This window comes from Helicobacter pylori (genome assembly GCF_014498195.1).
Taxonomy (GTDB): Bacteria; Campylobacterota; Campylobacteria; order Campylobacterales; family Helicobacteraceae; genus Helicobacter; species Helicobacter pylori_DO.
In genome coordinates, this window is record NZ_JACTGH010000010.1 from 62,514 (window position 1) to 84,076 (window position 21,563).

Consider the following 21,563-nt stretch of genomic DNA (forward strand, 5'->3'; position numbering starts at 1 on the left):
AAGGAGGAATTGTTTGAATTTACGATTGGCTGGAGCAAGCGTTTTAACGGCTTGTGTCTTTTCAGGGTGTTTTTTTTTAAAAATGTTTGATAAAAAGCTTTCTAGTAACGATTGGCATATCCAAAAAGTGGAAATGAATCATCAAGTGTATGACATTGAAACCATGCTCGCTGATAGTGCTTTTAGAGAGCATGAAGAAGAGCAAGATTCCTCTCTAAATACCGCTTTGCCTGAAGATAAAACAGCGATTGAAGCCAAAGAGCAAGAGCAAAAAGAAAAAAGAAAACGCTGGTATGAGCTTTTTAAAAAGAAACCAAAGCCCAAAAGCTCTATGGGAGAGTTTGTGTTTGATCAAAAAGAAAATCGTATTTATGGCAAAGGCTATTGCAACCGGTATTTTGCCAGCTATGTATGGCAGGGCGATAGGCACATTGGGATTGAAGATAGCGGGATTTCAAGAAAAGTGTGTAAAGATGAGCATTTAATGGCGTTTGAATTGGAATTTATGGAGAATTTTAAGGGTAATTTTACGGTAACTAAGGGCAAGGATACACTCATTTTAGACAACCAAAAAATGAAAATTTATTTGAAAACGCCTTGAGTGGGTTGTTGGTTTCAAAACAATCTAAAACCACTAAATTAGGGGTTAAAAAGAAATTTTTAAGCGCTTTTTAAGGGATTACCGCTTGCTTTTGGCTTTTTGATTATTGATCGCAAAAGATGCTTTGAGCGTTTTTAGATTTAGCGCCAAAAGCCCCCTAAAAGGACTTTTTAAAATCAAAAAGAGGGTTTAGGGGTTTTGTCTGTTATTACAGGGAGTTCTGGATAGAGTATTTTAGGTTTTTTACCCTTTAAGGCTTCAAAGAAAGTTTCAATTTTTTTCGCTTCTTCATCGCTGATTTCAATGCCTAACTGGATAGAGCCCATTTCTTTAATCGCATCTTTAACATCCCAAAATTGCCCGTTATGGAAATAGGGCATCGTTTCGGTGATATTCCTTAAAGTAGGCACTTTCACAAGCCCGTTTTTATCGCCTTTGAAATCGCCCACATTAGCGAATTTATAAGGTTTGACCACCCCAAAAGGCTGCATCGTTCCCCCAAGATTGATGCCGTTATGGCAAGCCACACAGCCTTTAGAAATGAATAAATCCAGCCCTTCTTTTTCGGCTTTACTGAGCGCTTTAGGATTGCCTCTTAAAAAATCATCATAACGGCTTGGGGTGATGAGCGTGGCTTCAAACATAGCGATACTATCAGCGATCAGTTTAAAATCAATTTTGACTTTAGAGCCATAAGCTTTTCTAAAGAGTTTGACATAGCCTGGCATGGAATTGATTTTTTCTACCACCACTTTAGGATCAGCCCCCATTTCAAAAGAAGACTGGATGGGCCCTTGCGCTTGTTCGTTTAAATGCGTAACCCTACCATCCCAAAACTGCACATCGTTAAACACAGAGTTATACACCGTTGGGGAACTTAAAAGGTGGGGGTTTTTCTTCCATTGAGAGCCTACCGCGCTTGGGACTAAATCCACCCCGCCTAAGCCCAAATTATGGCATGTGTTGCAAGACACGAGATAGGAAGTGGAAATCCTAGGGTCAAAATAGAGCATTTTGCCTAATTCCACTTGAGCGGAGGTCATGATTTCGCTATTTTTAGCGCCAATACCCACATCTCTTGTTTTTTTGATTTGGTATTCTTTGAGCGCTTTGCCCATAGGCATGGGTTCTAATTGGCTTTCCTTCGCTTTTTTAATCAAATCCATATCGCTTAAAGCATAAACGCAAGAAAAAGCCAAGCAAACGCCCAATAAAATGGATTTTTTCATGATGAACTCCTAAAATAGTATTAAAAATAAGACAAAACTTTCTTATTATAACTACCATTTTAAAATAATTCACCACTAAATGAATTGATAAAGAGTTTTTTAAAGAGCGGTAGGTATAATGGCGTTAAATCCAAATAGGGGTTATACAATGAAAGAGAATAAAACTTTCACGCATTTGCACTTGCACACAGAATATTCGCTTTTAGACGGAGCGAATAAGATTAAAATTCTAGCCAAACGCATTAAAGAATTGGGCATGAAAAGCGTGAGTGTAACTGATCATGGGAACATGTTTGGAGCGATTGATTTTTATACGAGCATGAAAAAAGAAGGCATTAAGCCTATCATCGGCATGGAAGCGTATATCCATAATGATGACAACCTCTCTAGCAAAGAAACCAAGCAGCGTTTCCATTTGTGCCTGTTCGCTAAAAACCAAGAGGGTTATGAAAATTTGATGTTCTTAAGCTCTATGGCGTATTTAGAGGGGTTTTATTACTTCCCGCGCATCAATAAAAAGCTTCTAAGGGAGCATTCTAAAGGCATTATCGCTTCTAGCGCGTGCTTGCAAGGGGAAGTCAATTACCATTTGAATACTAACAATGAGAGAAACCGCAAGTATGGGGCTAAAGGCTATGATGAAGCCAAAAGAATCGCTTGCGAATACCAAGAGATTTTTGAAGACGATTTTTATTTAGAAATCATGCGCCATGGCATTTTAGATCAGCGATTCATTGATGAACAAGTCATTAAAATGTCCTTAGAAACAGGGTTAAAAATCATCGCCACCAACGACACCCACTACACCATGCCTAATGACGCCAAAGCTCAAGAAGTGGCGATGTGCGTAGCGATGGGTAAAACCCTAAACGATAAGGGGCGCTTGAAACACTCCGTGCATGAGTTTTACATTAAATCCCCTGAAGAAATGGCAAAGCTCTTTGCAGACATTCCAGAAGCTTTAGAAAACACCCAAGAAATCGCTGATAAATGCGTTTTAGAGATTGATTTAAAAGACGATAAAAAGAACCCCCCAACCCCCCCAAGCTTTAAATTCACCAAAGCTTACGCTCAAAAAGAGGGGCTGGATTTTGAAGATGACGCTTCTTATTTCGCCTATAAGGCTAGAGAGGGCTTGAAAGAGCGCTTGATCTTAGTGCCTAAAGAAAAGCATGATCAATACCAAGAACGATTAGAAAAAGAAATTGAAGTCATTACGAACATGAAATTCCCAGGGTATATGCTGATCGTGTGGGATTTTATCCGTTACGCTAAAGAAATGGGCATTCCTGTGGGGCCTGGTAGGGGGAGTGCGGCCGGGAGTTTGGTGGCTTTTGCTTTAAAAATCACGGATATTGACCCTTTGAAATACGATTTGCTCTTTGAAAGGTTTTTAAACCCTGAAAGAATCAGCATGCCTGATATTGATACGGATTTTTGCCAGCGCCGGCGTAAGGAAATCATAGAATACATGATTGAAAAATACGGCAAATACAATGTGGCACAAGTCATCACCTTTAATAAGATGTTAGCTAAAGGGGTGATTAGAGATGTCGCAAGGGTTTTGGACATGCCTTATAAAGAAGCCGATGATTTTGCCAAGCTCATCCCTAACCGCTTAGGCATCACGCTTAAGGGCTATGAAAAAAATGGCGAGTTCATAGAGGGGGCGTGGGAATTAGAGCCTAAAATCAAAGAATTAGTAGAGAGTAATGAATTAGCCAAACAGGTGTGGGAGTATTCGCTCAACTTAGAGAATTTAAACCGCAACGCAGGCGTGCATGCCGCAGCCTTAGTGGTGGATAGCCAAAAAGAGTTGTGGTACAAAACCCCCTTGTTTGCCTCTGAAAAGACCGGCGGTATCGTTACGCAATATTCCATGAAGTATTTGGAGCCGGTGGATTTGATCAAGTTTGATTTTTTGGGGCTTAAAACCTTGACCGTGATTGATGATGCGCTTAAAATCATTAAAACGCAACATAAGATTGATGTGGATTTTTTATCGTTGGATATGGACGATCCGAAAGTGTATAAAACGATCCAAAGCGGGGATACGGTGGGGATCTTCCAGATTGAATCCGGGATGTTTCAAGGGCTTAACAAGCGCTTAAGGCCTTCAAGCTTTGAAGACATTATCGCCATTATCGCGCTAGGCAGACCGGGGCCTATGGAATCAGGCATGGTAGATGATTTTGTGAATAGAAAGCACGGCGTTGAGCCTATCGCTTATGCGTTTAAAGAATTAGAGCCGATTTTAAAGCCCACTTACGGCACGATCGTCTATCAGGAGCAAGTGATGCAAATCGTGCAAACTATTGGCGGTTTTAGTTTGGGTGAAGCGGATCTCATCCGCCGCGCTATGGGGAAAAAAGACGCTCAAATCATGGCGGACAATAAGGCTAAGTTTGTAGAAGGCGCTAAAAATTTAGGGCATGATGGTCAAAAGGCGGCTAATTTGTGGGATTTGATCGTTAAATTTGCCGGTTATGGTTTCAACAAATCGCATTCAGCCGCTTATGCGATGATCACTTTCCAAACGGCGTATTTAAAGACTTATTACAAGCATGAGTTCATGGCAGCGATGCTCACTAGCGAATCCAATAAGATCGAATCCGTGGCGCGTTATATTGATGAGGTCAGGGCTTTAGAAATTGAAGTGATGCCTCCGCACATCAATTCTTCTATGCAAGATTTCAGCGTAGCGGAGTTTAAAAATCAAAAGGGCGAATTAGAAAAGAAAATCGTGTTTGGTTTGGGAGCGGTTAAAGGGGTTGGGGGTGAGCCGATTAAAAACATCATTGAAGAAAGGGCTAAAGGGGATTATAAGAGTTTAGAAGATTTTATTTCACGGGTGGATTTTTCTAAACTCACTAAAAAATCTTTAGAGCCATTAGTGAAATCAGGGAGCTTGGATAATTTAGGCTACACTAGAAAAACCATGCTCGCTAACTTGGATTTGATCTGTGATGCGGGGCGCGCTAAAGACAAGGCTAATGAAATGATGCAAGGGGGTAATTCTCTTTTTGGAGCCATGGAAGGCGGGACAAAAGAGCAGGTTGTTTTGGACATGGTTGATTTGGGCGAGCATGACGCTAAAACGCTTTTAGAATGCGAATACGAGACTTTAGGAATCCATGTTTCAGGCAATCCCTTAGACGAGTTTAAAGAAGAGATTAAGGGCTTTAAAAATTTAGTCAAAAGCATTGATATTGAAGAGCTAGAAATCGGCTCGCAGGCTTATTTGCTGGGCAAAATCATGGAAGTCAAAAAGAAAATTGGCAAACGAAGCGGTAAGCCTTATGGCACAGCGGACATTTTGGATCGATACGGCAAGTTTGAACTCATGCTGTTTGAAAAGCAATTAAACGCTTTAGAAGAGTTGGATATTAGTAAGCCTTTAGTGTTTAAATGCAAGATTGAAGAGCAAGAAGAAGTGGCGCGATTAAGGCTTTTTGAAATCTTGGATCTAGAGAGCGCTAGAGAGGTTAAAATCCCTAAAGCCCGTTATAAAGACCCTGACAAGCAAAAAGAAGACGTGCGCGAAATCCCCCCCATGGAAATACTCGCTTCTAGTTCTTGCTCTTTAGCGATCGTGTTAGAAAATGACGTGAAAAAAGAGTTTTTAAGACAAATTAAAGAGAGCGCTCTAAAACACCAGGGTAAACGCCCCTTGTATTTGATCATTAAAGATAAGGATAAGCAATTCAAAATCCAAAGCGATCTAATGGTGAATGAAAAGATTAAGGACGATTTTAAAGAATTAGAGTGGAGGGATTTGGCTTGAGGATCAACCAGTTTTTAGCCCATTACACCAAGCACTCCAGAAGAGAGGCTGAAAAATTGGTTTTAGAAGGGCGGGTGAAAATCAACCATGAGCATGCCAAACTCGCTAGCGTGGTTAAAGAAAACGACAAGGTGTTTTTAGACAAACGACTCATCAAGCCCTTAAAAAACAAAAAATTCAGCGTGCTGGTCTATCACAAGCCAAAGGGCGAATTAGTGAGTAAAAACGATCCCTTAAAACGGCGCGTGATTTATGAAAGCTTGGAGAAAAAATACGCCCATTTCGCGCCGGTGGGGCGTTTGGATTTTGCGAGCGAGGGGGTGTTATTATTGAGCGATAGTAAGGCGGTGGTGAGCGCTTTAATGCATGCGAATTTAGAAAAAGAATATCTTGTTAAAATTCAAGGCTTTGTTACAAGAGAGATGGAAAACGCCATGCAAGAGGGCTTGAAATTAGAAAACGCCACTAAAGGAGCGCACCAAAAAACCCCCATTAAAAGCATGGAATTTGCCCCCTTTATTGGTTATGAAATCATCAAAAACCATGCCAAATATTCTAAACTTAGAGTCGTTATCAATGAGGGGAAAAACAGAGAACTAAGGCGTTTTTTTGCGTTTTTTAACGCTGGAGTGTTGGATTTAAGGCGCGTTCGTTATGGTTTTGTGAATTTGAATGCTTTGCCGGTAGGGAAAATGCGTTTTTTAAACCGCCAAGAATACAACGAGTTGCATGCGTTTATGGCTAATAGGGCTAATGTTAAAGGGGATTAGCTTACGAGTTATGCTATACTTCGGCGGTTGGGGGAAATAAAAATTAAGGATTATCATGTTAGAAGTGATTAACGGGAAGAATTACGCAGAGAAAATCGCTCATCAAGCGGTAGTGGTCAATGTGGGGGCGAATTGGTGCCCGGATTGCAGGAAGATTGAGCCGATTATGGAAAATTTAGCCAAAACTTACAAAGGCAAGGTGGAATTTTTTAAGGTTTCTTTTGATGAGAGCCAGGATTTAAAAGAGAGTTTAGGCATTCGCAAGATCCCTACTTTGATTTTTTACAAAAACGCCAAAGAAGTGGGTGAAAGGCTTGTAGAACCTAGCTCTCAAAAACCGATTGAAGACGCTCTAAAAGCGTTATTGTAGGGGGTATCATAAAGGGCGTTATTAAAGAGCCTTATTGTAAAAATAAGAGTTTAAAAATCTTTTAACTCTTTTTTTATTTGGTCTTTTTTTCTATAGCCCCTTTTTTGATAGGGGGCTAACTTCAAATAGCTTTTATATTGTCTCTTATATTGTCTCTTTATCCTAAAAAATCGTTTTTTATCGTTTTTAAATAAGTTTTAAATAAGCATGTTTGTTAAAAAAGTTCCTTTAATTAAGCTAAAAATGAGCGAATTTGTGGTATTAATGCTTGCAGTGTGAAATTTGTAGGGCTAAAACTTGTAAAATGTGAAAAAAAAGACACATAAAATGCTAAAATCCGCAAAAACACTGTGTGTTTAGATTAGAAGTTTAAAATTAGGAACGGAAGTATCTGTTTTAAATTTTGAATAGGGAGTTTCTATCACTATGGTATTGAAAACAAAATTAAAAATTATAAGCTCGGTGATTTTGAGCGCTTTATTGTGGGTGGGTTGCTCAAGCGAAATGGCAACTTATCAAAATGTGAATGATGCCACTAAAAATACGACTGCAAGTATTAACAGCACGGATTTATTGCTAACCGCTAACGCGATGTTAGATTCCATGTTTAGCGACCCTAATTTTGAGCGACTCAAGGGCAAGCATTTGATTGAAGTCTCAGATGTGATTAACGACACCACGCAGCCCAATTTGGATATGAATCTTTTGACGACTGAAATCGCGCGGCAGTTGCGGTTGCGATCTAATGGGAGGTTCAATATCACAAGGGCGAGCGGAGGGAGTGGCATTGCAGCGGATAGCAGAATGGTAAAACAGCGCGAAAAAGAACGAGAGAGCGAAGAGTATAATCAAGACACCACTGTAGAAAAAGGCACTTTAAAAGCCGCTGATTTATCTTTAAGTGGTAAAGTATCTAGCATCGCAGCCTCTATTAGTAGTTCTAGGCAGCGTTTGGACTATGACTTCACCCTAAGCCTTACCAACAGGAAAACGGGTGAAGAGGTATGGAGCGATGTTAAGCCTATTGTGAAAAATGCTAGCAATAAGCGTATGTTTTAAATTTATATTTGAAAGGATGAGCGATGAAAAATCAGGTTAAAAAAATTTTAGGGATGAGTGTGATAGCAACGATGGTGATCGTAGGTTGTAGCCATGCCCCAAAATCAGGTATCAGTAAAAGCAATAAGGCTTACAAAGAAGCGACTAAAGGCGCTCCTGATTGGGTAGTAGGGGATTTAGAAAAAGTGGCGAAGTATGAAAAATATTCAGGGGTCTTTTTAGGAAGGGCTGAAGATTTGATCACTAATAACGATGTGGATTATTCTACTAACCAGGCTACAGCGAAAGCTAGGGCTAATTTAGCGGCGAATTTAAAATCCACTTTACAAAAAGATTTGGAAAATGAAAAAACCAGAACGGTAGACGCTTCTGGTAAAAGGTCCATCAGCGGCACTGATACTGAAAAAATTTCTCAATTAGTGGATAAGGAATTGATCGCTTCTAAAATGCTTGCCCGCTATGTCGGTAAAGATAGGGTTTTTGTTTTAGTGGGCTTGGATAAGCAAATTGTGGATAAAGTGCGCGAAGAGTTGGGCATGGTTAAAAAGTAGGGTTTTAATGAAACGCCTTGCTATTGCACTTGTTTTGGTGTTGGGGGTGGTGTGGGGGAAGTCCTTGCCTAAGTGGGCAAAAGATTGCTCAAAAGAAGTGCAGATTGAAAAGACCCAAACCAAAGACGAAAAAATTTTAGTGTGTGGGATGAGCGATATATTGCTTTCAGATATGGATTATAGCTTGTCCTCAGCCAGACAAAACGCCTTAGAGAAAGTGATGGAAGCTTTCAAGGGGGATAAAATAGAGATTAAGGCTAGTGAGCTAAAGGCCACTTTTATTGATACGGATAAAGTTTATGTGCTTCTAAAGATCACTAAGAAGCATGTCGCTTTAACGAATGAGTAAGGATTAATATGAAAAAGATTATTCTTGCATGCCTTATGGCTTTTGTGGGTGCCAATTTAAGCGCAGAGCCTAAGTGGTATAGCAAGGCCTACAACAAAACAAACACCCAAAAAGGCTATCTTTATGGGAGTGGTTCAGCCACTTCTAAAGAAGCTTCTAAACAAAAAGCGTTAGCGGATTTAGTGGCGTCTATTAGCGTGGTGGTTAATTCCCAAATCCATATCCAAAAAAGTCGTGTGGATAATAAGTTAAAATCCAGCGATTCGCAAACGATTAACTTAAAGACCGATGACTTGGAATTGAATAATGTAGAGATTGTCAATCAAGAAGCGCAAAAAGGGATCTACTACACCAGAGTAAGGATTAATCAAAACTTGTTTTTGCAGGGTTTAAGGGATAAGTATAACGCTCTTTATGGGCAGTTTTCCACCTTAAAGCCTAAGGTTTGTAAAGGGGTTTTTTTACAGCAATCTAAAAGCATGGGGGATTTATTGGCTAAAGCGATGCCTATAGAAAGGATTTTAAAAGCGTATTCTGTCCCGGTGAGTTCGTTAGAAAATTATGAAAAAATCTATTATCAAAACGCTTTCAAACCTAAAGTGCAAATCACTTTTGATAACAACAGCGATACAGAGATTAAAAACGCTCTCATAAGCGCTTATGCTAGAGTGCTAACCCCTAGCGATGAAGAAAAACTCTATCAAATCAAAAATGAAGTTTTCACAGACAGCGCTAATGGCACCACACGCATTAGAGTGGTTGTTAGTGCGAGCGATTGTCAAGGCACGCCCGTATTGAATAGAAGCCTTGAAGTGGATGAAAAGAATAAGAATTTTGCTATCACGCGCTTGCAATCTTTGCTTTATAAAGAATTGAAAGATTATGCCAATAAAGAAGGGCAGGGCAATACGGGGCTATAAGCAGGATATTGATCTTGCTTTATGCTTATTCATTCAGTTTTGTAGTGTCATTATTTTGTTTAGCGTGGCGTTTTCGCACCCATTAAAATAATTCTCTAAAAATTCATGGCTTTTGTTCTTGCAAAATAAACTAAATATCATTCAATACTCTTTATTCCACAAACTCCTCTAAAACCACACCCGCTAAAAACTAAAATTAACAAAAACTAAAATCTTTTTAAAACCACCCAAGCAGAAATCCCAAACATCTTTGTAGTATAATACCCCCATACATTTGTATCTAGCGTAGGAAGTGCGCAAAGTTACGCCTTTATAGATATGATGTGTGAGACCTGTAGGGAATGCGTTGGAGCTCAAACTCTGTAAAATCCCTATGATTAGGGGCACAGAGTGAGAACCAAACTTTCCCCCAATATCAGCCTAGGAAGCCCAATCACTTTAGCGTTTGGGTGCTTCACGAGCCTACACAAGCGAGATTGTTTGAAAAAACCAAATGACTTTGGGCTTTCAGACCCCCAAGCTAGGGTCTATCTTTTTGCCCCACAAACTTAACAAACTTTTTTAAAAACTAGCACAATTTTAAACCAAACAAACGCTTAAAAAGGGGCGTTTGAATGCGAAAGGAGAACAAAAACATGAGACAAAATAACGAGGCAGAAAAAACTCCAACGAGCTTAAAGAAAACACGCAAGCGATGCGAGAACAAAAAGAGCGATCCATAACGCTAACGCTCACGCACAAAACAGAACTAAAAACGCCTACAAAAGAGCCTAAAAAGAGCGTTTAGAGCCAATAGAGAGTTAAAGCCAATTTTTAACCCCTAAAAAATCCACCCGTAATTAAAAAACACTTTAAAATGACTGCCCCCTTCATTCAGGGTGATAGAATTGGTAGTTGTGCCATCGCTAGAAACGACCCTAGATTTCAATTGGACTAAAGGAACGCTAATGCCTATAGAATATTTGGAATGCTTGTAGCGGTAATTCAACCCACCGGTCACATTTAAATTACCGCTCCCTTTGTATTGGTTCAACAAATAATAGCTGTTGTATAAGCCCCTTAACCCCCCAAACACCCCAAGAGATGAAGTGAAAACTTTCTTGGTTAGATTGTTTTTAGGGTTCTTTTCGTTAGTGTAATTGGTGATAAAATCAAACAACACATCCATTCCCACGCCATAGCTTAGTTGCTGGATTTTTTCGTTGTTGGCTTGAGCGTAGTTGTATTTGATAATGCCATAAGAAGACAACCCTAAGTAATCATTAAAATATTTTTGATAGCCCATTTTAAGATTAACGCCTAATAAGGGGGCTCCAAAGGGCCGTGAGATTTTTGAAGTGCGATAGGTAGTGGTGCTAGATTTAGAAGATGAAAGGCTTTGACTGATCGCGCTAAGCATAGTGGTCGCAAAATCTTGCGTGTTCAAACTGGCGTTTAAATAGTTGGTTTGGCTGCTCAAATTAGTGTAATCCACCGGTAGAGCGTTTTGATCAATGAGTTGCTGCCAAACCGCACTAGTAACGCCTATAAGCCCGGCGGGGACTTGAGAGCAATCAGTATAAATGGAATTGGGGTAACTGCTAGGGAAAGCGGGCTGATTTTGGCCGCCAAAACGAGAACACACATCATAGAAAGAGCCATCGGTGTCTCGCACTTCATGCCCGTTGTCAAACACTTGCACTTCTTTCCCATCCACCTGCTCTATCTTCCCACCCTGACAGCGCTCTTCTGGCCCATTGTTTTCTTCACACATGCGCACTCTTTGATAAGTCATGTTCCCGTTATGCGTATAGCCTAAAGTATGCCCGTATTCATGGATGATGTCTCTTAATTGCATGATGGCGACTTTATTCAATTCTTTGCCAAAGAGTATTTCAGGGTCTAAGAAAGGAGACAATATCCCTAAAGCGCCAAAATTGGTGCCATCATCGCCTGGGCCATTCGGGCCACCATATTGAGACCCTAGCCCTAAATCCCCTCCTCTTGGGGGCAAGAGATTCACATAAAGATTATTCGTAACTCTATAGCTATAGATAACATCTTGCGGCGTTAATATCACTGAGCCTGTTTGCCCGTTTTCTATATTGTATTCATCTCCAGCATTTTTAGCGATCAATTTAGGATCAACAAGCCCATTGTTGTAAGGATTCACGCATGTAGAATAATTAGAATAACATGGCTTTGACAGGTTGTTGTCGCTAAACTGGAAGGGGGCGTTTTTAACGGCGTCTTCCCAAGATTTAGAATCAAACACCGCCATCATGTTCAGCATTAAATTGGTCAAATTTTTAGCGTCTTGAGAGGTGAAAGGCGGCACTTTAGCCGTGCAGTTTTCTTGGTTTTCGTATGGAGGGCATGGGGGTTTAGAACCAGTGCCGTTACCGCTAGAAAATTGGTTGTAATTGATATAAGTCATTTGAAGATTGGTTGTAACCCTACTGAGCTTATCAAACAGATTCTGCGTGCTGGCATCAGAAAATTTTGTGGTGGTGGTTTGGAGCTGTTGGAAGTCATCGGCGTTAAGCTGTGGGTCGTTAAACAAGCTTGCGGGCAGAATGATTTGAGATTGTTTAGGGATAGTCTCTATCACGCCCAAACTGACTACATTGCCTTGATTGTCTGTATAACTCAGCTCAATATTGTTTAAATTATAAGGCAAGAAGTTTTGTATCACGACCACGCTGCTATTGCCATAGCCTGCTATTTCAGCGCTTTCTTGGTTATAAGCGGTTACATACACAGGGTTTAAAGAATAAAAGGTTAAGTTGGTGATATTGTCCTCTGCAAATAACTCAGTCGCATTCTTTAAAACGGTGCTTTGGGAGATGTAGTATTTCCCATAGGTGCTTTGAGGGGTAATGGGTTTGGGCTTGGGTTTTGGTTTGGGTTTTTCTTGAGTGGTGGCTATGGTTTGTTCTTGGGTTTGTGTGCCTTGTAACAGCCCGGTTTCAAACCCGGCTTCTATGAAAAAGCCGTCTTTTTGGTGTTTTTGAAAGGCTTCTACAGCGGTGAATGATCCGATTAGGGACAAACAAATCGTTTTACTAACGAGTTTTAACATAAAATCTCCTTAATTGTCTTTTTTAACATTTTTACTCAAAAATAGCTTATAGGTATGTATACATTTTAAACTAGCTTATTTTACCCCTTTTTGAAAAATGGCAGTATGGTTTTTTGTAAATATGGATATTAAACCGCACTAATGGGTAAAAAGTCTTAAAAAGCAGCGCTAAAAAGGGGTTTTAATCCATTCCTTAAACGATTTTATTTGCCTAAGCAAAATTCGCTGAACATGCTATCAAGCATCTGGCTGGTTTCATAAGGGCGGGTGAGCAAGTTCAAGTTTTCTATCGCGCTTAAAATGTGATAAGAAAAAAGCTCCAAAGTTTCTAAATGGTTTTTAGCGTTTTGCAATTCAGTAATGGCGTTTTCTAGGGCGGTTTTTTGGGCTAGGGAAGTGAGTAAGAGCTTGTTTTGAGTGTCTAGTTTGGGGAAAAAGGCGCTGATTTTTTGGCTCAAATCTTTCAAACAAGCCTTGGAATTTAGGGTGTTGGTTTCTAGTAAAGTATAAGGGATTTTAAGATGGGATTTTAAGATTTCAAGCTCTAGTTTAGGGGTTAAATCGTTTTTATTCAAAACAACAATGCAAGGCTTTTTAGTGCGATTAAGGGTGTCAATAAGGTTAAAATCTTCTTTTTCTAGGGGTTTAGAAAGATCGAACACGCCTAAAATAATGTCGCAATTTTCTAAACTTTTAAGGCTTTTTTCAATCCCTAAACGCTCTATTTCATCCGCGCTCTCTCTAATGCCAGCCGTATCAATCAAGCGCACCTTATGCCCTTTTAGTTCAATGACTTCTTCTATGGTGTCTCTTGTTGTGCCTTTAATATCGCTCACTAAAGCCCTTTCTTCTAAAAGCATGGCGTTTAATAGGGAGCTTTTGCCAGCATTGGGTTTGCCAACAATGCTTAAGGCATGCCCCTTATTCCTTTGTTTTTGCGCGTTAGAAAAATCCAATAAGTCTTTAAAAGAGACGATTTGTTTTTCTAAATTAAAAGACACTTCCTTTAAAAAATCGTTAGGAATGTCTTCTTCGCTATAATCAATCAAAACTTCTGATCTGGCCAAAAGCTTTAAAAGATCGTTCCTGGCTTCTTCAATAAAAATTTTTAACTCGCCCTTAAGCTGCCTGGCTAGAGCGTTTAAAACGCTCTCATCTTCACAAAGGATGAGCTGAACGCTCGCTTCAATCTCGCTCAAATCCATTTTATGGTTTAAAAAGGCTTTTTTGCTAAATTCCCCCGCTTTAGCGAGCCTAGATCCTAAATTCAAGCAAGCTTGTAAGATATTTTGCGCTAAAAGGGGGCTTCCATGGCATTGGATTTCGCACACATCTTCGCCGGTGAAACTATAAGGGGCTTTGAAATAAATGACTAACGCTTTGTCCAATAAAACACCATCAGAAAAAATATCGCGCACATAAGCGTATCTGGGGGTGAAGTCTTGTTTTTGGGTGAGTTGTTTGAGGATGTTTAGGGCGTTATGGCCGCTGATTTTAATGATGCTAATCGCTCCCTTGCCTAAAGGGGTAGCGATAGCGGCGATGGTGTCATTCATTGTTAAAGTCGTTGATGACGATGTATTTTTCATCGTTTAAGTTGGTTTTGATAGAAGCATACTTATTAGGGAATGCTTTTCGTAATTTCTTTAAAGCGATATAGGTTAAAACGCCATCAGGGGCTTTCATCTGCCCTTTACCCACTTCATGCACGGTCATGATCACGCTTTGGAGTTGCGCTTCCATAACCTTTTCTTGGTTTTGTAAAAAAGTGGAAATTTCTAAGCGGATACTATAGCCATAAGCAGGGTGGATCCAGTTAAAGAGCAAGTAAGAAAGGGCTTTGTAACGATAGCCTTTCTCGCCAATTAAAAGAGCGGAATCTTCGCCATCAATATCAATCAATAATACCCCCGGTTCATAAAGGCTGACTTCCACTTTATTGATTTTATAGGGCAAATGGGAGAATAAGTCTTTCAATTCTTGCTTAATTTCATGGAGTTTGTCTCCATTATGAGATTCTTCTTTAAGGTTTTTTTTAGGGGGTTTAGGGGTGATTTTTTCTTCTTGCGGTGTTTCTGTTTCTAATTTTTGTTTTTTTTCTTCTATATTGTTTTGATGATTTTCTTTCGTGTTGGTTTCTTTAACGCTCTCTTCTTTAACCTCTTTAACGCTTTCTTTAACGCCCGCTAAGATAATGGCTTCTTTTTTACCAATGCTTAAAAACCCTTTAGAGGGCGTTTGAATGACTTCGTATTGCAAATTAATAATGGGGCAATTCAAGGCGATAGAAGCCTGGATAAGGGCTTCTTCTAAGGTTTTGGCTTTGATTTCAATAGGATTTTGCATCAATGTTCCTTTTTGTTTTGTGCATGCATGCGTTTTTTATTCTCTAAGACTTTATTGATGATGAGTTGTTGCAACACCGAAAGGATGTTGTTTGTGGTCCAATACAAGACTAACCCTGCAGGGAAAGTGATTAAAAAGATTGTGAATAATAGGGGTAGTAGTTTAAAAATCTTCGCTTGCATGGGATCGGTCATGGTGTTTGACGTAACGCTTTGGTGCCAATACATAGACGCTCCCATAAGAAGCGGTAAAATAAAATACGGATCCATGATAGATAGATCATGAATCCATAAGATCCATTCTGAGCTTTTCAATTCCACAGCATTATAAAGCACCCTATAAATCGCAAAAAACACCGGGATTTGTAAGATTAAGGGCAGACAACCTCCTAGCGGGTTAGCCCCATGTTTTTTGTAAAGCTGCATCATGTGGGCTTGCAACTTTTGGGGTTCGCCCTTGTATTTTTCTTGGAGTTCTTTCATTTTGGGGGCTAATTCTTTGAGCTTTTGCATGCTCACCATGCCTTTATAGCTTAAGGGGTAAAGGATTAGGCGCACGATAATCGTTAAAAAAATGATAGCCCAACCCCAATTACCCACGAATTGATACAAATAATCCAGTAAAACAAACACGCCTTTAGCGAAGAAAGTGATCAAGCCATACTCTATCACATCAGTGAGCATGGGTGAAATCGCTTTCAAAGAGCGGTAATCTTTAGGGCCAATATAGCCATGCAAATTCGCTTCATTTTTAAGGGAAATGAAGCCTAAGGGGTTTTTAGTCCCGATTTCTGAATCGATTAAGGCTTCAAAACCTTGAGGATCTTTAGTGAAAAGCAAGGTGGTGAAATACCTATCCACGCTGGATAAAAAGAGGGTGTTAGAAAAGCGTTTGATCTCTTTAGCGTCTTTATCTTCAATTTTTTCAATTTTTTTGTCGTTATTTTCTAAAAGCACGCCTGAAAAGGTGTAGCTGTCTAAATCAGCCACCGGCCTGTAACCATTGGTGATCACATAGCTAGGGATAATATTGTTGGGCGATTTGAAGGCGATTTTTAAATCATAATGCAAATCATCATAGAAAGTCAGGGTTTTAATGATGCTAAGATCGCCTAAATCTTGGGTTAAAACAAGCTGTTCGTTAGGCCCAAGGGTGGTTTTTGAAGTGCTATAAGGGGTGTTGAACGCTTTGTTATTGAGCGTGGGGTCTAAAAAACGCACTTCTAAAGGCTTGAGTTTATCGGCTGCTAAAAGGGGGAGCTCTTTTAGGGGGGTTTGCGGGTTAGCTTTGGGGTTAAAAAGATGGCTCACATGCTCTAAAAAGCCCTTTTGTTTGGGGGTTAGATACTTTTTATCCTTGAGATAAACCTGTTTGATACGCCCTAAAGAATCAATTTCAATTCTGGCATGCTCAAAAGAAATGGTGCTTAGCAAATTCTCTTGGGGGATTGCTTGAGTAGCGCTAAAAGCGTTGGGTGCGTTAGGATTTGTTGCTGTATGGTTGTTGGTTGTTTCTTGCTTTGTGGTTTGGGCTGTTGTTTTGTTTGGTTTTTGGAAAAAATAGCTGTAAATAGCGATAAACAAGAAAGACAGAGCGATCGCTAGAATAAGATTCGTGTTGTTGTTTTTATTCATTGTGATTAAACCTTAATGATGTAGTAAGTTGTGCGGCTTTTTGTGGGAACGAGCCAAAAAGTGATGGTTTTAAAATTGCGATTAGAATCTTTATGAGATTGGAGCAAACTAGGGCGTTTCAAGCGAGTAGTAGGGTAAGCAATGCCCCCAGAGCAAAAAGGGTTGCATGAGAGTATCCTTATAGCGATCTTACCCATAGCACTCAAAGGGCTTTCAAAACAGAGTAACCACAGAGCGTAGTTGGAGCAAGTGGGGTAAAACCGACAGCTTGAAAAGGTGAAAGCCGAAAAAAAGCGTTGGTAACCCCTAATTGATGCCGTAAAAATCGCGCTCAAAAAAGGCGTTTTATGGTTTCGCATAGGTATGAGTCATTCCTTTTTTCAAGCCTTTTAAGGCTTTGTTCATATAGTTTTTAATGGAAGTTAGCATTTCTAAAAAATGTTTTTCTAAAGCCCAAAAATCTAAATGGTAACAATCGCTTCTAGGCACAAACACCAAAGCTAGCCCTTGACAAAGCACAGCATGCTTTAATGTAAGCGAACGCAAACGGCGTTTGATAAGGTTTCGTTTCACGGCGTTGCCGACCTTTTTGGACACGCTCAAGCCTAATAAATAAAGCACTTTTTTGTCTTTAAGTCTACAAGAGAGCGGATCTTTAAAGCCCTCTTTTTCTTTTGGCGGCTCTTTTGACAAATCCAAAACAAAGAGCGAAAAAAAAGGGTTATGTTTTTTGAAACCCTTTTGATAAACCCTATCAAACTCGCTCTTGTTTTTTAAAGAGTCATAGGGTTTAGACGGAAAGCTTTTTTCTGCCCTTAGCTCGTCTGGCATTAATCACCTTGCGCCCGTTTTTGGTTTTCATTCTCACAAGAAAGCCATGGGTTCGCTTTCTTGGTGTGTTGTGTGGTTGGTAAGTGCGTTTCATTTAAAACTCCCTTGATAAAAATTAAACATAAACACAGATTTTAGCTAAAGAATGCTAAAAATTGACTAAAACTAATTTTTTTGATTCTTTTTATCTTCAACAAGAATGTAAAGCTGCTTCAGATTGTTCGTTTGCAATAAATCCACGACTTTGATAAAGTTATCCAAATTGCTTTTCTTATCGCCTTGCAAGACAATAGGGGTGTCTTTAGCCAAAGTGGAAACCTTGTGTTTTAAATTTTCAAAGCTGATTTCTTTATCGTCAAAATAAAAAGAACCCTTATTAGAAATGGCGATCGTAACTTGTTTTTTGTCCAACACGTCTTTAGAATCAGTGCTGTCTTTATCCACTTGAGGAATGCTAATAGGGAGCTTTGAAGTTTGCACAAAAGACGCCGTTGTAAGCACGATCACTAACAACACAAGCATGATGTCAATGAAAGGCACCACATTCATGGATTCTACTTTTTTCACCGCTCAATCCTTAGGCTTTGTTATAAATCTCATGGGATTGCGTGTCAACCGGGTGGTGGAAAATATCCCATTTAGTGACTAAAATCTCGCTTTTTCTCACTAGCAAGTTATAAATCACAATCGCAGGGATCGCTACCAATAACCCCATGCCAGTCGCTTTTAAAGCAAGGGCTAAATTAGTCATGATTGCTTTAGTGTCAATGCCAGAAGCGGATCCTAAATCCATAAAAGTGAGCATGATCCCCATAACCGTTCCTAAAAGACCTATATAAGGGGCGTTTGAGCCAATCGTGGCCACTAAAGTCAGTCGTTTGTGTAAGGCTAATTCCAGTTTACGCCTGTCTGTGTAGTCATCTACACGAAGAGTGGCAAAAAACCACAACCTTTCTATTGCGATCGCTATAACGATGACTGATAAAAAGATCAAAAACCCTATAATCCCATAATCTACCATTTCTTTCATTATTATCCTTTAAAGTGGTGTTTTAAATCGGCAAGAATTTCTTTATTGAGCGCTTTTTCTTTAAGACTTTGTCTTTTGTCGTGCAATCTTTTTCCTTTCACTAAAGCAATTTGGATTTTAGCTCTATTTTTTTGGTTAAAATACAATTTCAATCCTACAATACTCAAGCGTTCTTTAGACGCTTCCATTTGCCATTTCAATAATTGCTTTTTATGTAAAAGCAACTTACGCTCTCGCCTTTCATTGGGCTTGTAATACGCATGGATTGTATCTAAATATGATATATGAACACCAAATAAAAAAGCTTCTCCTTTGATTATTTTAACAAAATTATCTTTTAAATTCACCCTAGTTTGCCTCAAAGCCTTCACTTCAGAGCCTAAAAGCGCTAATCCCGCTTCTAAAGTTTCCAAAATTTCATAATCAAAATAGGCTTTTTTATTGCTGGCAATGAGTTTCAACCTAGCCCCCTTTTAAGCATTTTTTAGCCTAAAAAACGCGCTCCCGCTCCCACTAAAAAACCACTCTTTGCCTAATTCGCTTTCTATATCTCTTAAGGCTTGGTTAGTGAGTAAAGCCGGCTTTAAAAGATCATTTAGTTCGCTTCTGTCATAAGTTTTTAGGCATTCCAAACTCGTTTTTTTAAGCCACTCTTTGGCTTGAGAAAAGCAAGTTTCAGGCTTATAAGCTTGATAAACGGCTTTAGTGCTGCAAAAAACATGAGTTGGAGCATAGATTTCTAGGCGATTTTCTAAAGGCTCTTCTTCAAAATTTTCAATGACTTCGCCATAAGAAGTGGCGTTAGCGCTTTTGTATTGCGAGATGAAAAAGTTAGTGTCCGCGCCCACTAAAGATCCCATAGTATAAAGCTCTTCTAAACTCAAACGACAATCAAACATTTGATTTAAATGATACAACAGCCCCCCAGCATCAGCGCTCCCACCGCCTAACCCGGCTTGAGTGGGGATGTTTTTTTCCACTTCAATCGCTAGGGTGTCTAGGGATTTGATGACAGAGTGAGAGGAATTTTTTTGCGCTAAAAATTTTTTTAAAATTTGGAGGGCTTTAAAGAGCGAGTTTTCTTCTAAAGGGCAGTCAAAATCCCCTTTTAATGAGAAAGATAAGGCATTTTTGACGCTGATAATGTCTTTGAGCTTGTCTTTGACCAAACACATGCGAGAAATAAGCTTGTGGTAAGCCCCTTCTTTGTGAAAGATTTTTAAAAAAATATTGACTTTAGGATAAACTTCAAAAACATGCGTCAAGGCTTAATGACCTTTTTGATGTTTTCTAACACGCTTTCATCTACGCACACAGAAGCTTTTTGGTTTTCGCTCACAATGGCCTCTTTGAGTTCAGTGCGCAAAATAAGGGTGCTTTCAGGCGCTTCAAACCCCAAACGCACGCTCCCTCTGTCTATAGAAATGACTTTAATGTGGATGTTATCATCAATAACAATCCCTTCATTAACTTTGCGGCTGAGTATGAGCATGTCTGATCTCTTGTTCCTTATAGAGAAGGGCTAAACACAACGCTCTCTATAATATCGCCCTGCTTGATCTTGTCCAAGACATTAAGACCTTCTGCGTTTCTGATTTTACCAAACACGGTGTGTTCGCCATCTAAATGGGGCAAATCCACAAAACACAAGAAAAACTGACTCCCCCCTGTGTCTCTCCCGGCATGCGCCATAGAGATAGAGCCTCTTTGGTGCTTGTTGGGGTTATGAGCCACTTCGCATTTAATGCGGTGCTCTGGCCCACCTGTGCCTGTGCCATAAGGGCAACCTCCTTGAGCCACAAAGCCGGCGATCACACGATGGAAGTTAAGCCCGTTATAAAAACCCTCTTTAGCCAAAGTTACAAAGTTACTGACCGCTTGGGGCGCGTCTTTGTAAAAAAGCTCTAGGGTGATATTGCCTTTATTGGTTTTGATCGTGGCGTAAGCGGTTTTTGCAAGCTCTTCTTCTTTAATATCATAAATTTTAATTGGTTTCATCATAAACCTTTGCGATAAGCTTTTGTCATTCAAATGTTCTATTATAGCAACAAATTAAAACAAATGGTATTTTAGCCGATAGTGTCGTAGGATACTTTTAAAATTTAAGCGGTAAGTTGGATAATGGCGCGTTGGCATAAAAGATTAGCGGTTGGTTGTTGTATCGTTTTATTGTCATGCGTAATGAGTGCTAATAATGTTAGTATCGTTAGAGACGATCCGCCCCTTGATCCAACGCTCCCTACATGGATTTATTCTGTTGCGTTATTGAAAGTGTATTTTAGCGATGGGACTTATAAAGAAGGCTATGCGACTTTGCTCAAAAACGGGCGTTATATCGCTTCTTCTGAAACGCTTTATTCTAATGGCTTGTACCCTAAAATGATTTTAGCCAAAATGCAAGACAGCAGCGCTAAAGAGCTGATTTGTATAGCCAGCTTGCACCTTGAAGCGATGGATAGGAATCAAGGGCTTTCGCTTTTAAAAACCGCCGATTTTAGAGACGATTATTGCCATAAAAGAGAAGAGAGCTATTATCATGCAAGGATTTATGCCAAATACGCTCAAACTTTCCATTCAAATCCTTATGCCAATCAAAAAACACCCAATTCTGATCTCTACTACCCAGCGTTGAATGAGGGGAATTCTTTTTCCATACAGACAACGGATATTTCTGTGGCTGAACTTTTGAAATCTAAAAAGTTTCTTTCGCTTGATATTTCTTTTAAAAAGGGGAGCGTGTTGTGGGGAGGGAGGCCTTATTTTAGCGAAGTGGGGGAGTTTATGGGGATGGCTAGCAGCACTTTAGAAAACCACGAAAGTTTGGTGATTATCCCTAAAGAAAAGATCGTGCAATTTTTAAGCGCTCTAAAAAATCAAAATATTTTCCCAAACATTCCCTAGATTTAAGCAAACCTTAAGCTTTCTATGACTATACTTTCATTTCCTTGTTTCAGCAAGGGCTTTTAAAAAGCCGCTTGATACCTTACAAGGATAGCTGATTAAAAGCAAACGATCTTTGAAAACTAAG

24 protein-coding genes are annotated in these 21,563 nt (G+C 39.6%); 10 read left to right on the forward strand and 14 right to left on the reverse strand.

The window, feature by feature from the left end; all coding sequences use genetic code 11:
• The first annotated feature begins 13 nt into the window (after positions 1 to 13).
• Entirely contained in the window at positions 14 to 601 is a 588-nt protein-coding gene (locus tag H7N67_RS05915; protein WP_001053529.1) for an META domain-containing protein, read from the forward strand.
• Positions 602 to 777: 176 nt separating this feature from the next.
• Here the strand turns inward: H7N67_RS05915 and H7N67_RS05920 are convergent, their stop codons facing one another.
• Positions 778 to 1,830, reverse strand: a complete 1,053-nt coding sequence (locus H7N67_RS05920) for a cytochrome-c peroxidase (protein ID WP_187939355.1) — start codon at positions 1,828 to 1,830, stop codon at positions 778 to 780.
• Positions 1,831 to 1,978: 148 nt separating this feature from the next.
• Here H7N67_RS05920 and dnaE point away from each other — a divergent pair, with 148 nt between their 5' ends.
• The 8 genes from dnaE (at position 1,979) to H7N67_RS05960 (ending at position 10,185) form a co-directional block, all read left to right on the forward strand.
• Positions 1,979 to 5,614 carry a DNA polymerase III subunit alpha gene (gene dnaE, locus H7N67_RS05925; protein WP_187939356.1) on the forward strand — a complete coding sequence of 1,212 codons (3,636 nt, stop codon included), beginning with the start codon at positions 1,979 to 1,981 and terminating at the stop codon, positions 5,612 to 5,614.
• On the forward strand, positions 5,596 to 6,384 hold the full coding sequence (locus H7N67_RS05930) for a pseudouridine synthase (protein ID WP_187939357.1): 789 nt from the start codon (positions 5,596 to 5,598) through the stop codon (positions 6,382 to 6,384). Before dnaE ends, H7N67_RS05930 begins: the two co-directional genes overlap by 19 nt.
• A gap of 55 nt (positions 6,385 to 6,439) precedes the next feature.
• A complete protein-coding gene (locus H7N67_RS05935) occupies positions 6,440 to 6,754 on the forward strand; it encodes a thioredoxin family protein (protein ID WP_000895142.1) in 315 nt (104 codons plus the stop codon).
• A 426-nt stretch (positions 6,755 to 7,180) separates the two neighbouring features.
• A complete protein-coding gene (lpoB, locus tag H7N67_RS05940) occupies positions 7,181 to 7,813 on the forward strand; it encodes a penicillin-binding protein activator LpoB (RefSeq protein ID WP_187939358.1) in 633 nt (210 codons plus the stop codon).
• A 23-nt stretch (positions 7,814 to 7,836) separates the two neighbouring features.
• Positions 7,837 to 8,364, forward strand: coding sequence for an LPP20 family lipoprotein (locus H7N67_RS05945; protein ID WP_000795976.1), 528 nt, complete (start codon positions 7,837 to 7,839; stop codon positions 8,362 to 8,364).
• Between the two features lie 7 nt (positions 8,365 to 8,371).
• A complete protein-coding gene (locus H7N67_RS05950; protein WP_187939359.1) occupies positions 8,372 to 8,713 on the forward strand; it encodes a hypothetical protein in 342 nt (113 codons plus the stop codon).
• 8 nt (positions 8,714 to 8,721) lie between these two features.
• The gene (locus tag H7N67_RS05955; protein WP_187939360.1) at positions 8,722 to 9,633 is read left to right on the forward strand and encodes an LPP20 family lipoprotein; all 912 of its coding nucleotides are present in this window, start codon (positions 8,722 to 8,724) and stop codon (positions 9,631 to 9,633) included.
• 390 nt (positions 9,634 to 10,023) lie between these two features.
• A complete protein-coding gene (locus H7N67_RS05960; protein ID WP_187939361.1) occupies positions 10,024 to 10,185 on the forward strand; it encodes a hypothetical protein in 162 nt (53 codons plus the stop codon).
• Positions 10,186 to 10,453: 268 nt separating this feature from the next.
• Here H7N67_RS05960 and H7N67_RS05965 read toward each other — a convergent pair whose 3' ends face one another.
• From H7N67_RS05965 to H7N67_RS06025, 13 genes are all read right to left on the reverse strand, one after another.
• Positions 10,454 to 12,694 carry an outer membrane beta-barrel protein gene (locus tag H7N67_RS05965; RefSeq protein WP_187939362.1) on the reverse strand — a complete coding sequence of 747 codons (2,241 nt, stop codon included), beginning with the start codon at positions 12,692 to 12,694 and terminating at the stop codon, positions 10,454 to 10,456.
• A gap of 203 nt (positions 12,695 to 12,897) precedes the next feature.
• On the reverse strand, positions 12,898 to 14,250 hold the full coding sequence (gene mnmE / locus H7N67_RS05970) for a tRNA uridine-5-carboxymethylaminomethyl(34) synthesis GTPase MnmE (protein WP_187939363.1): 1,353 nt from the start codon (positions 14,248 to 14,250) through the stop codon (positions 12,898 to 12,900).
• Positions 14,243 to 15,040 (reverse strand): Jag N-terminal domain-containing protein, encoded by a 798-nt coding sequence (locus H7N67_RS05975; RefSeq protein WP_187939364.1) that lies wholly within the window; start codon positions 15,038 to 15,040, stop codon positions 14,243 to 14,245. The genes mnmE and H7N67_RS05975 overlap by 8 nt, the downstream gene beginning before the upstream one ends.
• Entirely contained in the window at positions 15,040 to 16,674 is a 1,635-nt protein-coding gene (gene yidC / locus H7N67_RS05980; RefSeq protein ID WP_187939365.1) for a membrane protein insertase YidC, read from the reverse strand. Before yidC ends, H7N67_RS05975 begins: the two co-directional genes overlap by 1 nt.
• Positions 16,675 to 16,679: 5 nt before the next feature.
• Positions 16,680 to 17,033, reverse strand: a complete 354-nt coding sequence (gene yidD, locus H7N67_RS05985; RefSeq protein WP_187939366.1) for a membrane protein insertion efficiency factor YidD — start codon at positions 17,031 to 17,033, stop codon at positions 16,680 to 16,682.
• Positions 17,020 to 17,505 carry a ribonuclease P protein component gene (rnpA, locus tag H7N67_RS05990; protein WP_187939367.1) on the reverse strand — a complete coding sequence of 162 codons (486 nt, stop codon included), beginning with the start codon at positions 17,503 to 17,505 and terminating at the stop codon, positions 17,020 to 17,022. The genes yidD and rnpA overlap by 14 nt, the downstream gene beginning before the upstream one ends.
• Complete coding sequence (gene rpmH, locus H7N67_RS05995; protein WP_001847286.1) at positions 17,465 to 17,599, reverse strand: 50S ribosomal protein L34; 135 nt, start codon at positions 17,597 to 17,599, stop codon at positions 17,465 to 17,467. The genes rnpA and rpmH overlap by 41 nt, the downstream gene beginning before the upstream one ends.
• A gap of 71 nt (positions 17,600 to 17,670) precedes the next feature.
• Positions 17,671 to 18,072: an ExbD/TolR family protein gene (locus H7N67_RS06000; RefSeq protein ID WP_000755082.1), complete on the reverse strand. Its 402-nt coding sequence runs from the start codon at positions 18,070 to 18,072 to the stop codon at positions 17,671 to 17,673.
• Positions 18,073 to 18,082: 10 nt separating this feature from the next.
• A complete protein-coding gene (exbB, locus tag H7N67_RS06005; RefSeq protein ID WP_000661837.1) occupies positions 18,083 to 18,535 on the reverse strand; it encodes a TonB-system energizer ExbB in 453 nt (150 codons plus the stop codon).
• Between the two features lie 2 nt (positions 18,536 to 18,537).
• Positions 18,538 to 18,996, reverse strand: coding sequence for an SsrA-binding protein (gene smpB, locus H7N67_RS06010; protein ID WP_000766484.1), 459 nt, complete (start codon positions 18,994 to 18,996; stop codon positions 18,538 to 18,540).
• Between the two features lie 12 nt (positions 18,997 to 19,008).
• The gene (locus H7N67_RS06015) at positions 19,009 to 19,800 is read right to left on the reverse strand and encodes a 4-(cytidine 5'-diphospho)-2-C-methyl-D-erythritol kinase (protein ID WP_187939368.1); all 792 of its coding nucleotides are present in this window, start codon (positions 19,798 to 19,800) and stop codon (positions 19,009 to 19,011) included.
• Positions 19,797 to 20,027: a carbon storage regulator gene (locus H7N67_RS06020; RefSeq protein WP_101004848.1), complete on the reverse strand. Its 231-nt coding sequence runs from the start codon at positions 20,025 to 20,027 to the stop codon at positions 19,797 to 19,799. The genes H7N67_RS06015 and H7N67_RS06020 overlap by 4 nt, the downstream gene beginning before the upstream one ends.
• A gap of 17 nt (positions 20,028 to 20,044) precedes the next feature.
• The gene (locus H7N67_RS06025; RefSeq protein ID WP_001886684.1) at positions 20,045 to 20,533 is read right to left on the reverse strand and encodes a peptidylprolyl isomerase; all 489 of its coding nucleotides are present in this window, start codon (positions 20,531 to 20,533) and stop codon (positions 20,045 to 20,047) included.
• Between the two features lie 123 nt (positions 20,534 to 20,656).
• On the opposite strand from H7N67_RS06025, the gene H7N67_RS06030 reads away from it, so the two are divergent.
• Positions 20,657 to 21,436: a hypothetical protein gene (locus H7N67_RS06030; protein WP_187939369.1), complete on the forward strand. Its 780-nt coding sequence runs from the start codon at positions 20,657 to 20,659 to the stop codon at positions 21,434 to 21,436.
• Positions 21,437 to 21,563 lie beyond the last annotated feature (127 nt).

Excerpts from the sequence above, each read along its gene's own strand:
- H7N67_RS05920 (WP_187939355.1), bottom strand. The coding sequence starts at position 1,830 with ATGAAAAAATCCATTTTATTGGGCGTTTGCTTGGCTTTTTCTTGCGTT.
- dnaE (WP_187939356.1), top strand. The coding sequence starts at position 1,979 with ATGAAAGAGAATAAAACTTTCACGCATTTGCACTTGCACACAGAATAT.
- H7N67_RS05935 (WP_000895142.1), top strand. The coding sequence starts at position 6,440 with ATGTTAGAAGTGATTAACGGGAAGAATTACGCAGAGAAAATCGCTCAT.
- lpoB (WP_187939358.1), top strand. The coding sequence starts at position 7,181 with ATGGTATTGAAAACAAAATTAAAAATTATAAGCTCGGTGATTTTGAGC.
- H7N67_RS05945 (WP_000795976.1), top strand. The coding sequence starts at position 7,837 with ATGAAAAATCAGGTTAAAAAAATTTTAGGGATGAGTGTGATAGCAACG.
- H7N67_RS05950 (WP_187939359.1), top strand. The coding sequence starts at position 8,372 with ATGAAACGCCTTGCTATTGCACTTGTTTTGGTGTTGGGGGTGGTGTGG.
- H7N67_RS05955 (WP_187939360.1), top strand. The coding sequence starts at position 8,722 with ATGAAAAAGATTATTCTTGCATGCCTTATGGCTTTTGTGGGTGCCAAT.
- H7N67_RS05965 (WP_187939362.1), bottom strand. The coding sequence starts at position 12,694 with ATGTTAAAACTCGTTAGTAAAACGATTTGTTTGTCCCTAATCGGATCA.
- mnmE (WP_187939363.1), bottom strand. The coding sequence starts at position 14,250 with ATGAATGACACCATCGCCGCTATCGCTACCCCTTTAGGCAAGGGAGCG.
- H7N67_RS05975 (WP_187939364.1), bottom strand. The coding sequence starts at position 15,040 with ATGCAAAATCCTATTGAAATCAAAGCCAAAACCTTAGAAGAAGCCCTT.
- yidC (WP_187939365.1), bottom strand. The coding sequence starts at position 16,674 with ATGAATAAAAACAACAACACGAATCTTATTCTAGCGATCGCTCTGTCT.
- yidD (WP_187939366.1), bottom strand. The coding sequence starts at position 17,033 with ATGCGAAACCATAAAACGCCTTTTTTGAGCGCGATTTTTACGGCATCA.
- rnpA (WP_187939367.1), bottom strand. The coding sequence starts at position 17,505 with ATGCCAGACGAGCTAAGGGCAGAAAAAAGCTTTCCGTCTAAACCCTAT.
- rpmH (WP_001847286.1), bottom strand. The coding sequence starts at position 17,599 with ATGAAACGCACTTACCAACCACACAACACACCAAGAAAGCGAACCCAT.
- exbB (WP_000661837.1), bottom strand. The coding sequence starts at position 18,535 with ATGAAAGAAATGGTAGATTATGGGATTATAGGGTTTTTGATCTTTTTA.
- H7N67_RS06020 (WP_101004848.1), bottom strand. The coding sequence starts at position 20,027 with ATGCTCATACTCAGCCGCAAAGTTAATGAAGGGATTGTTATTGATGAT.
- H7N67_RS06025 (WP_001886684.1), bottom strand. The coding sequence starts at position 20,533 with ATGAAACCAATTAAAATTTATGATATTAAAGAAGAAGAGCTTGCAAAA.
- H7N67_RS06030 (WP_187939369.1), top strand. The coding sequence starts at position 20,657 with ATGGCGCGTTGGCATAAAAGATTAGCGGTTGGTTGTTGTATCGTTTTA.